The following is a 15,202-nucleotide window of genomic DNA, read 5'->3' on the forward strand; positions in this document are numbered from 1 at the left end:
CTCAGGCGGCGAGCAGGCGTGCGACCTCGATTGCCGGCGAGGCCTCTGCGATGTAGTCGCCATCGGCCCAGTCGCAGCCGAGTTCGCGCACCAGTTCCAGCTGCGCCTCGTTTTCGAGCCCGCTGGCGACGCTCGCGAGGCCGAGCTTGCGCGCCAGATCCACGTGTGCCGACAGTACCGTGCGTGCCGCGGGTTGCGTGACCGCCGCATGGAGCAGCCGCGGGCACAGCGCTACCTGACTGATTGCGTAGTACAGCGGTGTGCTGGCCGAGGTGCCGGTGGCGCCGAAGCCGACGAGGCAGATTTCGATGCCTTCGTTTCGCAGCACCTGCAGTTGCCGGTGCGCGTGTTCGTGGTGGCGAATCAAGGAAACCTCACTCAACTCCAGCGCCAGTGACTGGGCGCTGACGTCGTGCGCGGCCAGCAGGCGCAATACCGACGGCGCCAGATCGTTCAGGGCCAGGGCGTTGTCGCCAAGGCGTACCGCGACCTGTGGACGCCCTTCGGGGCGTGCCCAGGCGATACTGCGTGACAGGGCCTGCGACAGCTGCCAGAGCGTGAGCCCGTAGATCAGGCTGAGACGGTCGGGAAGGTCGAGGAATTCGGTTTCCTCGAGTCGTTGGCGACGCGGATGCGGCCACACCGGCGCAAGGCGCAGGCGTGTCGGCAGTTTGGGTGAGAGCGGGCGTTGCAGGCGATATTCATCGGTCAGTCCTTCGTGTGCGAGTGCGCCATGCAGTTCCGCGGCCAGACGCGGTCGTTCGGCGTATTCGGATTCGAAGCGTGGGGCGTAGACCAATGTGTCGCGACCGAGCGTGGCGGCGGCGAATTTGGCGGTTTCGGCACGACGCAACAGGGCCGTGGCCTCGGCGCCATGTCCGGACACGATGGCGATGCCGATATGGGTGCGGATCGATACGGCACCGACCGGCAGCGACACCGGCGTGTCCAGCGCCAGCTGGATGCGGCCGGCGAGGCGCATCGGGTCTTCGCCGTCACCGGTCTTGCGCATCAGCACGGCGAAGTCGCTGCTGTCGTACTGTGTGAGCAGATCGGATTCGCGCATCACCGACTGCACCCGCGAGATCATGTGGCGCAGCAACTCTTCGGCGGTGGCTTCGCCGCCGGTGTAGCGCAAGTCCATGTACTGCGGGCAGTCGAAGACCAGCAGCGCGCCATTGCTGTCGTGGCCGCCGACTTCGCGCAGCGCGGCGATCAGCGACTGACGGTTCGGTAGACCGAGCTGGGGGCCGGCGACCTGCTGACGTGTCAGCTGGAATTCCAGGGCATGGGCACGTTCACGCAGATCGCGGGTTTCGTCGAGCACCATCGCGCCAGCCTGATACGACAGCAGCGTGCCGACGTACTGGCCCCACAGCAGGAACAGGAACGGCATGCCGTCGAGCAGCCACAGCGCGGGATTGCTGGTCTGCGCCTCACTCATCGCCGCCAGTGAGATCCCGCCCGACTGGAACAGGGTGGACAACAGCGTGCCCAGCAGCAGCGCCGCCAGGGCGATGCCCAGCCCGATCCAGGCATAGCGATTGGTGCGCGAGCGCAGCAGTCTGGCGATGCTGTCCAGATTCCTCGGCGCTAGGGGCGGCTGGGCCTTGTTCATGGTGATGCTCCTCGATGCCCGTCGGTGCGACGGGCGATCAGCATTCGGCCCGCTGGAACGCTTCAGACAGGCGCGGCAAACGTGTCAGGATTTTCCTCAAGCCACGCCATCAATTGCGCGGGCGACGCTGCCGTTCCGTCGGCTCCCCAGCTGTACGGATCTTCCTCCGCCTCATGATAGCCCCACAAAGCGGCAATTACAGGCATTTTGCAGGATTGCGCGGCCTCGATATCGCGACGGTCGTCGCCGACATAGAGGCAATCTGCCGGCTCGCGCCCGATCTGGCGGCAAGCCATCAGCAACGGGTCCGGCGCCGGCTTGGGTTTCGCGGCGCTGTCTCCGCCGACCAGGCAGGCTGCACGGTCCGCGAGACCCAAGGCCCGCATCAGCGGTTCGGCCAGGTCAGTCGGCTTGTTGGTGACCACGCCCCAGCAGCGGCCGTGGGTCTCGAAGGCCGACAGCAGCGGTTCGAAGCCTGCGAACAGTTGTGATTGCAGGCTGATGTCCTCGCGGTAGTAGTCCAGAAACCGTTGCCGCAGTTCCGCGTAGCGCGCATCGTCGGTCTGCAGGCCCAGCGCCTTGCGCAGCAGGCCGCGTGCCCCCTGGGACGCATAGGGGCGCAGCTCGTCCAACGGCAGCGGCGCCAGCCCTTCGTCCCGGCGGATGCGATTGGCGGCGCCGCCAAGATCGGGCGCGGTATCGACGAGGGTGCCGTCCAGATCGAATAGCAGTGCGGACGGTCCGCTCATGCCGGTTTGCGTACGTGCATGAAATAGTTCACGTCCACGTCGTCCGACAGACTCGCGGCCTTGAGCAGCGGGTTGTAGCGCAGTCCGCGCAGCGCAATCACCTCCAGGCCGGCGCCGCGCGCGCCGCGCGCCAGTTCCGAGGGCTTGATCAGCTTGGCGTAGTCGTGGGTGCCACGCGGTACCAGATTGAGCACCCATTCGGCGCCGACGATCGCCAGCGCGAAGGCCTTGGCGTTACGGTTGATGGTCGACAGGATCAGTTCGCCGCCGGGCTTGAGCAGCCGCGCACAGGCGGCGATCACCGATTCCGGGTCCGGCACGTGTTCGAGCATTTCCAGGCAGGTGACGGCGTCGTACTGTCCGGCCTGCTGATCGGCCAGCGCCTCGACGCTGATCTGCTGATAGTCCACGGCGATGCCGGCGGCGGCCGCGTGTTCGCGCGCCACGTCCAGGGCATCGCCGGCCAGATCGATCCCGGTGACCTCGGCGCCAAGCGCGGCCAGACCTTCGGCGACCAGTCCGCCGCCGCAGCCGACATCCGCGATGCGCTTGCCCTGGCAGCCGTCCAGGCACTGATCGATGTAGCGCAGCCGCAACGGATTGATGTGATGCAGCGTCGCCATCTCGCCCTGCGGGTCCCACCAGCGCGCGGCGAGCGCAGAGAAATGCGAAATCTCGCGCGGGTCCACGTTCACGTTCATGCCTGGAGTCCTTTGATGATGCGTTGCTGCCATTGGCGTGCCTCGGCCTTGATGGCGGATTCATCCAGCGTCTGCAGCTCGCGTCCGCGCATCAAGGCACGGCCGGCGACATAGCTGTGGGTGACGCGGTCGCGGCCGGTGGCGTAGACGGTCTGGGAGATCAGATCGTACATCGGCACACTGTCGATCTGGTCCATGTCGATGGCGATGAAATCGGCCGCCTTGCCCCGTTCCAGGCTGCCGATCCGTTCTTCCAGACCCAGGGCGCGGGCACCGCCCAGCGTGGCCGCGCGCAGGGCCTGCGCCGCCGGAAAGGCGGCGGCGTTGCCGGAGACACCCTTGGCCAGCAGCGCTGCGGTGCGCATTTCGCCGATCAGGTCCAGATCGTTGTTGCTGGCGGCGCCGTCGGTGCCGATCGAGACATTGACGCCAGCGTCCAGCAGCTTGCTCACCGGGCAGAAGCCGCTGGCGAGCTTGAGATTGGATTCGGGGCAGTGCGCGATCGACACGCCGAAGGTCGCGCAGTCTTCGATCTCCTGATCGTTGAGCTGGGTCATGTGCACGGCCATGAACTCGCGTGACAACAGGCCCAGGCGCTTGAGGCGCGCGAACGGCCGTTCACCGTGCTGCGCCACCGCGTCCTCGACCTCGAAGGCGGTCTCATGGACATGCATGTGAATCGGCACGTCCATTTCGTGCGACAGCATGGCGATGCGTTCCAGCGCGGGATCGCCCACGGTGTAGGGCGCGTGCGGCGCGAACGCGAAGCCCAGCAGCGGATGCGTGCGATTGGCCTCGATCACGTCCACGGCGCGGCTGATGTAGCCCTGTGCGTTCTGCGCCCAGGGCGTGGGGAATTCCAGCACCGGCACGCCGACCAGCGCGCGCATCGAGGCCTCGCGCAACACCTCCACCGTGCTTTCAGGAAAGAAGTACTGATCCGCGAAACAGGTGATGCCGCCCTTGAGCATCTCCGCGGCCGCGAGCGCCACACCGGCGCGGCAGAACGCGGCGGAAGCGTGACGGCCCTCGGCCGGCCAGATGTGATCCTGCAACCAGTTCATCAGCGGCAGGTCGTCGGCGAGTCCGCGCAGCAGCGTCATCGCCGCATGGGTATGGGTGTTGACCAGACCCGGCAGAACAACCTGATTCGGTAGCTCCAGGGTTTCGCGTGCGCGATAGGCCTGGCGCGCGAAATCGGCCGGCAGCAAGTCGACGATACGGCCACCGTCGACCACCAGCGCATGATCCTCGTGGACCGTCAGATGCGGCTCCACGGGAACGATCCAACGCGGAACGATCAGTAGATCGACGTCTTGCATGTTGGGAAGTCCAGACAATGGAAAGGCTGGCGCTATGTTAACCCGCCCGCCAAGCGGCTCACGGGGTTCGCGTTTCCGGAGCACTCGACGCGCGCACCCAGATCGGTTAATGCTTGCCGCCCGAATCAGCCTGGGTACTCAGCGCATGTCCAGCGATACCTCATCGCAATCGTTGGCGACCGGCACGACCGTGCAACCGATGATCTGGAGCAGCGGCGGCCTGCGGCTGCTCGATCAGCGCCGGCTGCCGCAGGCCACAGAATGGCTCGACTGCAACAGCGCCGCAGCAGTGGCCGAGGCGATCCGGAGCATGGCGGTGCGCGGCGCACCGGCGATCGGCATCGCCGCCGCGTTCGGCATTGTGATCGACGCGCAGGCCGGGCGCGATTACGCCGCAGCCGAGACGGTACTGCTGCAGTCACGGCCGACGGCGGTGAATCTGCATTGGGCGCTGGGCCGAATGCGCGGCGTTTTCGATGCCGGCGGCGGTGCCGGACGGCTGGAGGCCGAGGCGCAGGCGATACTCGTCGAGGACGTGACCCAGAACCGCCGCATCGGCGAGTTCGGCGCGGCCTTGCTGCCACAAGGTGCGCGGGTGCTGACGCACTGCAATACCGGGGCGCTCGCCACCGGAGGACATGGCACGGCTTTGGGCATCGTGCGCAGCGCACATGCGGAGGGGCGGGTGGAACGGGTCTATGCCACCGAGACGCGCCCCTGGCTGCAAGGCGCGCGGTTGACCGCCTGGGAACTGGTCCAGGAAGGGATTCCGAGCACCCTGATCGCTGATGGCGCCGCCGCTTCGCTGATGGCGCGCGGCATGATCGATGCAGTGATTGTCGGGGCCGACCGTATCGCCGCCAACGGCGACACCGCCAACAAGATCGGCACCTACATGCTGGCCTGCTGCGCCGCGCGTCACGAGATTCCGTTCTACGTCGCCGCGCCCAGTGGTACTTTCGACCTGAATACCGATAGCGGCGCGCAGATTCCGATCGAGGAGCGGGTCGGCGAGGAACTGCTGCACCTGGCCGGGCAGCGCACCGCCGCGATCGGCATCGAAGCGCTCAATCCGGTGTTCGATGTCACTCCGGCGGCGCTGATTGCGGCCATCGTCTGTGAAAAAGGCGTGATCCGGCCGGTCGGCCGATCCGGCGTGGAACGCGTATTGGGCCTGAGTTGAGGCTGTCCCGCGCAGTGCTTGTTGCCGGTCGATGCACGAATTCGATTGAGGGGGCGGGGACGATCACCTAGAATCCCTCAAACTCGCAACCCCCGCTCTCATGCCAGACGCTCCCCAAACGCGCTACGTGTTCGTTACCGGGGGCGTGGTGTCTTCCTTGGGTAAAGGCATCGCGTCCGCTTCACTCGCTGCAATTCTCGAATCGCGCGGGCTCAAGGTCCATATGTTGAAACTGGACCCCTATATCAACGTTGATGCGGGCACCATGAGCCCGTTTCAGCACGGAGAGGTGTTCGTCACCCAGGACGGCGCCGAAACCGATCTCGATCTTGGCCACTACGAACGCTTCCTGCGCGGCAAGACCACGCGGGCCAGCAATGTCACGACGGGTCAGGTCTACCGCAATGTGATCGAGAAGGAGCGCCGCGGCGACTATCTGGGCTCGACGGTCCAGGTGATCCCGCACATCACCGACGAAATCCAGCACTGCATCGAAGTGGGCGCGCAGGGCGCGGACATCTGCATGGTCGAGATCGGCGGCACCGTCGGCGATATCGAATCGCTGCCGTTCCTGGAGTCGATCCGCCAGATGGGCACGCGGCTCGGGCGCAAGCGCGCGATGTACATGCACCTCACGCTGGTGCCGTACATCAAGTCGTCAGGTGAGATGAAGACCAAGCCGACCCAGCATTCGGCCAAGGAACTGCGCTCGATCGGCATCCAGCCGGATATCCTGATCTGCCGTACCGACCGGCCGCTGCCGGAATCGGAACGCCGCAAGATCTCGCTGTTCACCAATGTGGCACCGAACGCGGTGATCTCATCGATCGATCTCGACGACATCTACAAGATCCCGTCCTGGCTGCACCAGCAGCAGCTCGATGATCTGGTGGTCGAACATTTCGGCATCGAAGCGCGCCGCGCCGACCTGTCGCAGTGGGACCGCGTGGTGGCCTCGCGCGACGAGCAGGATGTCGAGGTTGAGATTGCGATGGTCGGCAAGTACGTCGACCTCACCGATGCCTACAAGTCACTCAACGAAGCGCTCAATCATGCCGGCCGCCATACCGGCACGCGTGTGCGGATTCGCTACGTGGAGGCCGAGGCGATCGAGCGCCAGGGTGGCGAGCATGTGCTGCAGGGCGCCGACGCCGTGCTGGTGCCCGGCGGCTTTGGCGAGCGCGGTATCGAGGGCAAGATCGCGGCCTGTCGTTATGCGCGCGAGAACAGGATTCCGTATCTCGGCATCTGTCTTGGCATGCAGGTCGCTGTCATCGAATACGCGCGAAACATGTGCGGATTCGAAGGTGCGCATAGCACGGAAATGGACCCCAATACACCGCATCCGGTGATCGCACTGGTCACCGAATGGCATGACGCCGCCTCCGGCAAGATCCATCTGCGCGACTTTGCCTCGTACAAGGGCGGCACGATGCGTCTCGGGCAGCAGAGCGCCCGTCTTCAGGCCGGCACCAAGGCGCGCGAGATGTACAACGCCGAGATCATCGGCGAGCGTCATCGCCACCGCTACGAGTTCAACAATGCCTACCGGGAGCCGCTGGAAAAGGCCGGTTTGGTCATTTCCGGCGAGACGGTCGAAGACCAGCTCGTGGAAATGGTCGAGCTTGCCGATCACCCCTGGTTCCTGGGCTGCCAGTTCCATCCGGAATTCACCTCGACGCCGCGTGACGGCCACCCGCTGTTCTCCGGGTTTATCCGTGCCGCGCGTCAACATCACGAGGCGCATCGGGCGAACGCAATATGAAGCTGCTCGGACGAGACATCGGTATCGACCAGCCGCTGTTCCTGATCGCGGGGCCGGATACGCTGGAGTCCGAGGATCTGGCGCTGGAAGTGGCCAGCCACATCAAGCCGATCGCCGATCGACTGGGCATTCTGTACGTGTTCAAGGGTTCGTTCGACAAGGCCAATCGCACTTCGCATACCTCCTATCGCGGCCCTGGAATCGAAGAAGGGCTGCGCATCATGGAGCGCGTGAAGTCGGAGGTGGGTGTACCGGTGTTGACCGATGTGCATGAGGACACGCCGGTTGATGAACTCGCGGCCGTCATCGACGTGATCCAGACGCCGGCCTTCCTATGCCGGCAGACCAATTTCATGCAGAAGTGGGCGAAAAGCGGGCGACCGATCAACGTCAAGAAAGGCCAGTTCATGTCGCCCTGGGAGATGGCCAAGGTCATCGACAAGATGACGGCGGTTGCCGAGCACAACTTCGCTTTGTGCGAGCGCGGCTTTTCGTTCGGCTACAACAATCTCGTCGTGGACATGCGCGGGCTGTCGATCATGAACAAGTTTGCGCCGGTGGTCTTCGATTGCACGCACTCGGTGCAGTTGCCGGGCGGGCAGGGCGGCTCCAGTGGCGGCCAGCGGGAGTTCATTCCGGTGCTGGCGCGTGCCGCGGTCGGTGCTGGCGTATCTGGTCTGTTCATGGAAACGCATCCCAAGCCTGACGAAGCCCTGTGTGACGGTCCCAATTCCTTGCCGTTGTCGCGGATCGAGGAGCTGCTTGAGACCCTGGTGGCGCTGGATCGCGTCGTGAAGTCGGTGCCGCTGCTTGAGAAGAAATTCGCTTGATCGGGACCGTTCGGTTAAAAGGTAAAAGGCGGCGAGAGGCTAACCTCGCAGCCGAATGACCGATTCAACCCCGCCCGATTCACCAAGAAGAGAACCATCAATCTTATGTCGAAAATCGCCAAAGTCAGTGCTCTTGAAATCATCGACTCACGAGGCAATCCCACGATCGAAGCCGAAGTCGTCCTCGAATCCGGAGCGATCGGTCGTGCCGCCGCGCCGAGCGGCGCGTCGACCGGCGTGCGTGAAGCGGTGGAATTGCGCGACGGTTTGCCCAAGGGCAAGAGCCGGGTGAAGCCGCGCTATCTTGGCAAGGGCGTGCTCAAGGCGGTCAAGCATGTCGAGTCCGACATCGCGCGCAAGGTGATTGGTCTGGAAGCCCAGGATCAGGCGGCGCTTGATCAGACGATGATCGATCTGGATGGCACCGACAACAAATCACGGCTCGGCGCCAATGCGATTCTCGCGGTCTCGCTGGCTGTGGCCAAGGCGGCTGCCGAAGAAAACTTCCTGCCGTTGTATCGCCACATCGGGGGCTTGCAGGGCACGGTGCTGCCGGTGCCGATGATGAACGTGATCAACGGCGGCGCGCATGCCGACAACAATGTCGACATTCAGGAGTTCATGATTCTGCCGGTGGGCGCGTCCAGCTTTTCAGAGGCGCTGCGCTGGGGGTCCGAGACCTTTCATGCGCTGAAAGCAGTGCTCAAGGCGCGCAGGCTCAACACCAACGTGGGCGACGAAGGCGGCTTTGCGCCGGACCTGCCGTCCAACGCAGCCGCGCTGGAATGTCTGCTCGAAGCCATAGAGAAGGCCGGCTACAAGCCCGGCAAGGACATCTATCTGGGGCTGGACGTGGCGTCCAGCGAGTTCTTCAAGGCAGGCAAGTACCACCTCGACGGCGAGGGCAAGAAGTACACGCCGGCCGAGTTCGTGGACTACCTGGCCGGCATCTGCAGCCAGTACCCGGTGATCTCGGTCGAGGACGGCTGTGCCGAGGGCGATTGGAAGGGCTGGAAGATTCTCACCGAGAAGCTCGGCGACAAGCTGCAGCTGGTGGGCGATGACCTGTTCGTGACCAACACCAGGATCCTGGCCGAAGGCATTGCCAAGAACGTCGCCAACAGCATCCTGATCAAGCCGAACCAGATCGGTACCTTGACCGAAACGCTGGAAGCCATCGAAATGGCGACGCGCGCCGGTTATTCCAGCGTGGTCTCGCACCGCTCCGGCGAAACCGAGGACACCACGATCGCCGATATCGCCGTCGCCACCAGTGCCTCGCAGATCAAGACCGGTTCGCTGTGTCGCTCCGACCGCATGGCCAAGTACAACCAGTTGCTGCGCATCGAGAAGCAGCTCGGTTCGCAGGCACGGTATCCGGGCGCCGCTGCATTCCCGATTAAACTCGGATAAACTTTAGGAATCTGTTATAAACTATTGAAATGACGCGTGTGACGGCAGCTATTTTACTATCGCTGTTCGCTGCCCTGCAGTATCGACTGTGGGTGGCGGACGGTGGGCTGTCGCATACGCATCGTCTCAAGTCGCTGATCGCCGCCGAATCGGCGGAGGTGGCGCAGATGCGCGCGCGCAATGCCGCGCTGGATGCCGAAGTCAGCGACCTGCATGCGGGTCTCGAAGCGGTCGAGGCCCGCGCCCGCAGTACCCTGGGCATGATCAAGTCCGACGAGACCTTCTACCTCGTCGTCTCCCGCTGATCCGGGCTGTTTCGAACCTTGGCAAGTACGCCTCGCTACTGGGCCGTGGTCGTGGCCGCAGGCAACGGTTCGCGCATGGCCGCCGATCGTCCCAAGCAGTATCTGCCTTTGGCGGGACGCTGCGTGATCGAATGGAGTCTCGCACCGTTTCTGGATTGTGACTGGATTGCCGGAATCGTGGTGGTGCTCGCAGCTGCGGATTGCGAGTTCGCAAAACTGCCGGTGAGTCGCGATGATCGGGTGTTCAGCGTCGATGGTGGCGCCAGCCGCGCCGAATCGGTGCTGTGTGGATTGCGCTGGATCGAGGCCAATGCTGGCAAGGCGGATGGCCGCAGCTATGCCTTGGTGCATGATGCCGCGCGGCCTTGCTTGCGCCAACAGGATCTGGATCGTCTGCGTGATCTGGCCAGCAATGCGGACGGCGGGCTGTTGGCAGTGCCGGTGACCGATACGCTAAAACGTGAAGCGCAATCGAGGGTAGACGAGACCATCAGCCGCGACGCGTTGTGGCGCGCCCAGACACCGCAGCTGTTCGAGCTTTCGCGGCTGGTTCAGGCGCTCGAAGTGGCGGCATCCAGTGGCCTCGCGGTCACCGACGACGCCAGCGCAATGGAAGCCATCGGTGCACGGCCGCATCTGGTTCGCGGCAGCGGATCGAACATCAAGATCACGCATGCCGAAGACCTGGCGCTAGCCGAGTTCTGGCTGAACCGGCAGGGTGGCTCGGATTGAAGTAGCCGGGCGTTCCGTGGGTGATGCCGCGATCCATGCCGTACAACCGTCCCAAGTTCGCAGGAACCGCCGGCTATACGCTGTGGTTCTGCTGACTAACCCGCTCGTCTGAGCCCATCTCTCGCCGCAAACGGGATCACCCCAAGAGTGGTTCCAAGTGCGAGGGTTGTTGTGCGCATGCAAAACGCTCACCTACCTGGGTGATATTCATACGAAGTGGCGCTGGACTATCCTGCCTTGAATTTCGCAAATCGCCGACGCGCTTTTCGGGGAAAATCTATGGTGGGTCGAATCGTTTCGTGGGCCGGTTGTTGGCTCGGCTGTTTGCTATTCGCAACTGCGACGCTGGTTCAGCTTGCGCATGCCGACGAACCATCCGAACGTAGCGACGCGCTGGCGCTGCAAGTAGTCAATGAAGGCTTTGGTGGCGACTCCGTAGACCAGTTTGGTGAGCGCTACGATTCTGTCCGGCAGCAAAAAGCGGGTCACAGATGCTGAAGGCAACGAAACCACCATCACCTATCAAGCTTACGGGGAACCAGACGAAAGCCTTCCAACCAAGATCGAAGCGCCTGAAGACCAGACCACGCTCATCAATCGAAACATCTTCGGCCTGATCACTACCGTGACACAGTCGGGCACCTACAACGGCAGCACCGTCAGCGCGACGCAAAGCTGGGCTTACGACAGCTACAAACGCCTTTGTCGAAAGACCGAACCGGAAACCGGATCGATCGTGTTCGGCTATGACGCAGCCAGCCAAATAGTGTGGGAAGCCAAAGGCCAGAGCGGCAGCGGCTGTGTTTCTTCGCCGCCTTCCGATGCGACGCATTTCGTTTATGACGGCCGGGGCCGCACCTCGCTCATCGGCCATCCCGGCTCGGCATACGACATCACGCTCGACTACGACGATGCCGGCAATCTGGAACTCGTCAGCAACCCCACCGCCACCTGGAACTACGCATACAACAATCGTAACCTGCCGGAATTCGAAACCGCACAGATCGACGGCCACACCTTCAGCATCGATCACGTCTACAACGGTCTGGCGCAGCTCAGCAGCCAGGCGTTGCCGAGCGGCCGATCCATCAACTACGCACCGGACGCCTGGGGCCGCCCAACCAAGCTGGGCAGCTACGTAACGGGCGTGAATTATCACCCGAACGGACTGTTGTCGGCGTACAACTACGCCAATGGCCTCGGCTTCAGCCAGACGCTCAATGAGCGCCAATGGCCAAAGCGACAGCAAACGCAAACCAGCGGCGCTCTCGTATTCCAAGATCTGGAGTACGACTACAACGATAGCGCCGACCTTATTGGAATCATCGACCACACCGACGGTGCCGACAGCGTCACCATCACCGATATGGGTTACGACGGTTTGCATCGCCTGACCAGCGCCAGTGGCGTTTGGGGCACGCACGGCTATGTCTACGATCCGCTCAACAACATTCGCGGCCGTACCGGATCGATTCCCCTGAATTACAGCTACAACACCAGCAAGAACCGCGTCAGCAACATCAGCGGTAGTCAGAGTCGCAGCTATAGCTACGACAGCCGTGGCCGCGTCGAATCGGACGGTCAGCATAGCTACACTTGGACGCCGACGGATCGCATCGAAACCATCCCCGGCAAGGCCAGCTACGGCTATGACGGCAACGGCAAGCGCATCAAGATCGAAAAAGCCGACGGTACCGTCGAATACAACCTCTATGATCTGGCGGGCGAACTCGTCTACGTCAATAAGATCGAGCCCGACCCCCTCGCGCTGGCGCGTAGTGGAACGCTCGTCGATGCTGAGCCGGCCCAGGGCCTCGCCTACCTGCCGGACGTCGCGACCCCGCAATACGCACTGGGCGCCGAAGCCGAAACGCTGCTGCGCGGCACGATCGGCGACTACAGCCTGGGCGGCATCCGCACCTCACCGTCCCCGCCCGGCAAGCTCTTCACCGTCGTGCTCGATCCACCGCGCATTCCCGACGGTCTGAGTCCCGGCAGTGCCTCGTCCCCCGGCCCGACCCAAAGCAGCACCACCGTCAACTTCAGCTGGAATGCCTCCTCCGGCACGGTCGACTATCGCATCAATATTGTCAACGAGGACACGGGCAGTCTGGTCATCAACGACTCGCCGGCCAGCAATGCCTATCAGGCGAGCTTCGACGACGACACCCACTACAGCTGGCGGGTCCGCGCCTGCGGCCCGGTCGCCTGCTCAGGTTTCAGCGATCCCGCGTATTTCGTCACACCACCCACGCCACCGGCCGTACCAGCGAACCCAACGCCCGGCAACACCAGCGCGCCGGGCCCGACCACGGCCAGCAGCACCGTCACCGTCAGTTGGTCGGTCTCCAGCGGCGCCACCCACTACACCGTCCAAGCCTTCAACAACGCCACCGGCGCCACGGCCATCGACACCAGCACCGCTGGCACCAGCACGAGCCTCAGCCTGGGCAGTGGCACCACCTATCGCTGGCACGTCCAGGCCTGCAATGCCGGCGGATGCTCGATCTACACCGCCAACCGGTACTTCACGACCCCGGCCGCCGCCACGCCACCGCCCGTACCGGCCAACCTGACACCCGGCAGCACCAGCGCCCCCGGACCCTCCACCGGCGGCACCACACTCACGCTCGACTGGTCGAACTCCAGCGGCGCTACCAGCTATACCGTGAAGGTGATCAACCAAGACAGCGGTGCCACCGTCCTCAGCACCAGTACTTCCAGTAGTAGCCACAGCGTCACGCTGGACGACGACACGTCCTACAAATGGCGCGTACGTGCCTGCAATGCCGTCGGCTGCTCCGCCTACGCCGCGTATCGCTACTTCGTCACGCCCGCCGATCTCGCGCCGCCACCGGAGCCCGGCAACCCCAGCCCCGGCAGCAGCAGCGCCCCGGGCCCGACCACCGCCAATCCCGACGTGACCCTGAACTGGTCCGCTGCCACCGGCGCCGCCAGTTACACCGTCCAGGTCACCAATCGCGGCACCAGCGCCCTCGTCGTCAACCTCAGCACCGCCACCACCAGCTATCTCGCCGAGCTGGACTACGCCACCGCATACCGCTGGACCGTCAAAGCCTGCAATGCCGCCGGTTGCTCCGCCACCACCGCAAACCGTTATTTCGAAACGCCGCCGGTGCCGACGATCGAATCGGAAATCGAATACCTCAGCCTGGGCGGCCAGACCCTGGTTGAACTGGTCAAGGTCGGCGGTAGCAACAGCGTTACCTATCTGCACCCGGACCTGCTCGGCAGCCCAAGACGGGCGAGTGACAGCGGAGCGAATCAACAATGGCGCGAGCACTACGACCCGTATGGAATGAAGCTCAACGGTGTCGATGAGAAGATCGGCTACACCGGCCATGCCTACGATGCAGAGACCGGGCTGACGTACATGCAGGCGCGGTTTTATGATCCACTGGTCGGCCGGTTTCTCAGCACCGATCCGGTGGGGTTTGATGCGGGGAATCCTTACGGCTTCAATCGGTACAGCTATGCCAACAATAATCCTTATCGGTACACTGATCCAATGGTGAGTTTGTTCTTCAGTTCGGAGGAACAATCGGCGGCGCAGCAGTTGGTCTTTTAGTTACTGCTGGTTACGATTTGGTCCGAGGAGATGTATCGAGTTTCGGCACTTACGTTGGCGCAGCAGCGGGAGGCGCGGCTGCCGGCCTAACACTGACTACTACATTTAATCCAACGGCTGCTGGTGCTGCTGCGGCCGCCGTTTCAGGTGCAGTTGGCGGTGCCGTTGGAAGCGTTGTTCAGCAGAGCATTGACACTGGAACAGTCGAGGGTGGGCAGGTTGCTGCATCCGCAGCGGTAGGGGCCACCATCGGAGCTGTTGCACCCGGGGTCAAAGTTCCAGGAATCACTGCTGGCAGAAACTCTTTCGCCGCCGTCGCGAAATCTGCACAGACAAAGCTTGCCAATGGAACGATCTCCTCCGTTTCCGGATCTACGGTTGCGAAAGCTGCTGTCGCCTCAGGCGTGGAGGGCTCTGCTGGGGCCGTGATGGAGCAGACTGCAAATGTTGGTGTCGAGGCAGTAGGAAATGCAGTCGAGAAAGTACAGAAAACGATTGAGGAGCTGAAGCCTCAGGAGCGGCCGATGTGAGCAAGAGCCATAGGCCGGATTTCCTTAGCACGCCGCCTCTGATCACCATAAAAACGTGGTGGGTCAACCGACTGGTGGGGTACTTTATTATCCCGCTCCCTTTGTTTGCCGTTGCTATAAGGGAATTTCACAAAGGAGATTTCTCTGGCGCGGTAAATGTATTGCTTTGTGGATTTTTCATCGTTACAGCGCTGGAGATTTTTTTCTTTGGATTCAAAGTCGTTATTGATGGAGATCGGCTTGTCTACTGGCCTCGGCCAAGTTTTCTTTGCCGTCCGGTAAAGCTAGAAAAGCACGAAGTAAAGAATATCGAGTTTGCGCATTTCGGTTCGGGTACGCGTTTCAAAAGTGCCAACATTGCAGTGAACGCCAACAGCCCTGACTTACCGAAACAGGTCTTGCGTCTCTCCAGTTTTTCGCCGGCCGACGTAAGGAAGATTATTGCTTGGCTTGAAAGAACGTAGT

12 protein-coding genes are annotated in these 15,202 nt (G+C 62.9%); 8 read left to right on the forward strand and 4 right to left on the reverse strand.

All coding sequences use genetic code 11. The annotated features are described in order from the left end of the window. Nucleotide 1: 1 nt before the first annotated feature. The 4 genes from RM530_RS16860 to RM530_RS16875 form a co-directional block, all read right to left on the reverse strand. On the reverse strand, nucleotides 2-1,618 hold the full coding sequence (locus RM530_RS16860) for an EAL domain-containing protein (RefSeq protein ID WP_311366426.1): 1,617 nt from the start codon (nucleotides 1,616-1,618) through the stop codon (nucleotides 2-4). Between the two features lie 62 nt (nucleotides 1,619-1,680). Beyond that, entirely contained in the window at nucleotides 1,681-2,367 is a 687-nt protein-coding gene (gph, locus tag RM530_RS16865; RefSeq protein WP_311366427.1) for a phosphoglycolate phosphatase, read from the reverse strand. Continuing rightward, the gene (ubiG, locus tag RM530_RS16870) at nucleotides 2,364-3,068 is read right to left on the reverse strand and encodes a bifunctional 2-polyprenyl-6-hydroxyphenol methylase/3-demethylubiquinol 3-O-methyltransferase UbiG (RefSeq protein ID WP_311366428.1); all 705 of its coding nucleotides are present in this window, start codon (nucleotides 3,066-3,068) and stop codon (nucleotides 2,364-2,366) included. The genes gph and ubiG overlap by 4 nt, the downstream gene beginning before the upstream one ends. Continuing rightward, a complete protein-coding gene (locus RM530_RS16875) occupies nucleotides 3,065-4,390 on the reverse strand; it encodes a TRZ/ATZ family hydrolase (RefSeq protein ID WP_311366429.1) in 1,326 nt (441 codons plus the stop codon). The genes ubiG and RM530_RS16875 overlap by 4 nt, the downstream gene beginning before the upstream one ends. 145 nt (nucleotides 4,391-4,535) lie before the next feature. Between RM530_RS16875 and mtnA the strand changes: the two genes are divergently transcribed. The 8 genes from mtnA (at nucleotide 4,536) to RM530_RS16915 (ending at nucleotide 15,201) form a co-directional block, all read left to right on the forward strand. After that, nucleotides 4,536-5,573 (forward strand): S-methyl-5-thioribose-1-phosphate isomerase, encoded by a 1,038-nt coding sequence (gene mtnA / locus RM530_RS16880; protein ID WP_311366430.1) that lies wholly within the window; start codon nucleotides 4,536-4,538, stop codon nucleotides 5,571-5,573. A gap of 100 nt (nucleotides 5,574-5,673) precedes the next feature. Next, the gene (gene pyrG / locus RM530_RS16885; RefSeq protein WP_311366431.1) at nucleotides 5,674-7,338 is read left to right on the forward strand and encodes a CTP synthase; all 1,665 of its coding nucleotides are present in this window, start codon (nucleotides 5,674-5,676) and stop codon (nucleotides 7,336-7,338) included. Further along, nucleotides 7,335-8,168 (forward strand): 3-deoxy-8-phosphooctulonate synthase, encoded by an 834-nt coding sequence (gene kdsA / locus RM530_RS16890; protein ID WP_311366432.1) that lies wholly within the window; start codon nucleotides 7,335-7,337, stop codon nucleotides 8,166-8,168. Before pyrG ends, kdsA begins: the two co-directional genes overlap by 4 nt. A 105-nt stretch (nucleotides 8,169-8,273) precedes the next feature. Further along, entirely contained in the window at nucleotides 8,274-9,581 is a 1,308-nt protein-coding gene (gene eno, locus RM530_RS16895; RefSeq protein WP_311366433.1) for a phosphopyruvate hydratase, read from the forward strand. 29 nt (nucleotides 9,582-9,610) lie between these two features. Beyond that, nucleotides 9,611-9,886 (forward strand): septum formation initiator family protein, encoded by a 276-nt coding sequence (locus tag RM530_RS16900; RefSeq protein ID WP_311366434.1) that lies wholly within the window; start codon nucleotides 9,611-9,613, stop codon nucleotides 9,884-9,886. Nucleotides 9,887-9,904: 18 nt separating this feature from the next. Then, nucleotides 9,905-10,618 (forward strand): 2-C-methyl-D-erythritol 4-phosphate cytidylyltransferase, encoded by a 714-nt coding sequence (ispD, locus tag RM530_RS16905; RefSeq protein WP_311366435.1) that lies wholly within the window; start codon nucleotides 9,905-9,907, stop codon nucleotides 10,616-10,618. 448 nt (nucleotides 10,619-11,066) lie between these two features. After that, nucleotides 11,067-14,207 carry an RHS repeat-associated core domain-containing protein gene (locus tag RM530_RS16910; RefSeq protein ID WP_311366436.1) on the forward strand — a complete coding sequence of 1,047 codons (3,141 nt, stop codon included), beginning with the start codon at nucleotides 11,067-11,069 and terminating at the stop codon, nucleotides 14,205-14,207. Between the two features lie 526 nt (nucleotides 14,208-14,733). Continuing rightward, entirely contained in the window at nucleotides 14,734-15,201 is a 468-nt protein-coding gene (locus tag RM530_RS16915) for a hypothetical protein (RefSeq protein ID WP_311366437.1), read from the forward strand. The last annotated feature ends 1 nt before the right edge of the window (nucleotide 15,202 follow it).

It is taken from the genome of Banduia mediterranea (assembly GCF_031846245.1).
In the GTDB taxonomy this organism is placed as follows: Bacteria; Pseudomonadota; Gammaproteobacteria; order Nevskiales; family Nevskiaceae; genus Banduia; species Banduia mediterranea.

What these genes read in the sequence shown, in the direction of transcription:
- gph (WP_311366427.1), bottom strand. Translation starts at nt 2,367, where the DNA reads ATGAGCGGACCGTCCGCACTGCTATTCGATCTGGACGGCACCCTCGTC.
- pyrG (WP_311366431.1), top strand. Translation starts at nt 5,674, where the DNA reads ATGCCAGACGCTCCCCAAACGCGCTACGTGTTCGTTACCGGGGGCGTG.
- kdsA (WP_311366432.1), top strand. Translation starts at nt 7,335, where the DNA reads ATGAAGCTGCTCGGACGAGACATCGGTATCGACCAGCCGCTGTTCCTG.
- eno (WP_311366433.1), top strand. Translation starts at nt 8,274, where the DNA reads ATGTCGAAAATCGCCAAAGTCAGTGCTCTTGAAATCATCGACTCACGA.
- mtnA (WP_311366430.1), top strand. Translation starts at nt 4,536, where the DNA reads ATGTCCAGCGATACCTCATCGCAATCGTTGGCGACCGGCACGACCGTG.
- RM530_RS16860 (WP_311366426.1), bottom strand. Translation starts at nt 1,618, where the DNA reads ATGAACAAGGCCCAGCCGCCCCTAGCGCCGAGGAATCTGGACAGCATC.
- RM530_RS16900 (WP_311366434.1), top strand. Translation starts at nt 9,611, where the DNA reads ATGACGCGTGTGACGGCAGCTATTTTACTATCGCTGTTCGCTGCCCTG.
- RM530_RS16875 (WP_311366429.1), bottom strand. Translation starts at nt 4,390, where the DNA reads ATGCAAGACGTCGATCTACTGATCGTTCCGCGTTGGATCGTTCCCGTG.
- ubiG (WP_311366428.1), bottom strand. Translation starts at nt 3,068, where the DNA reads ATGAACGTGAACGTGGACCCGCGCGAGATTTCGCATTTCTCTGCGCTC.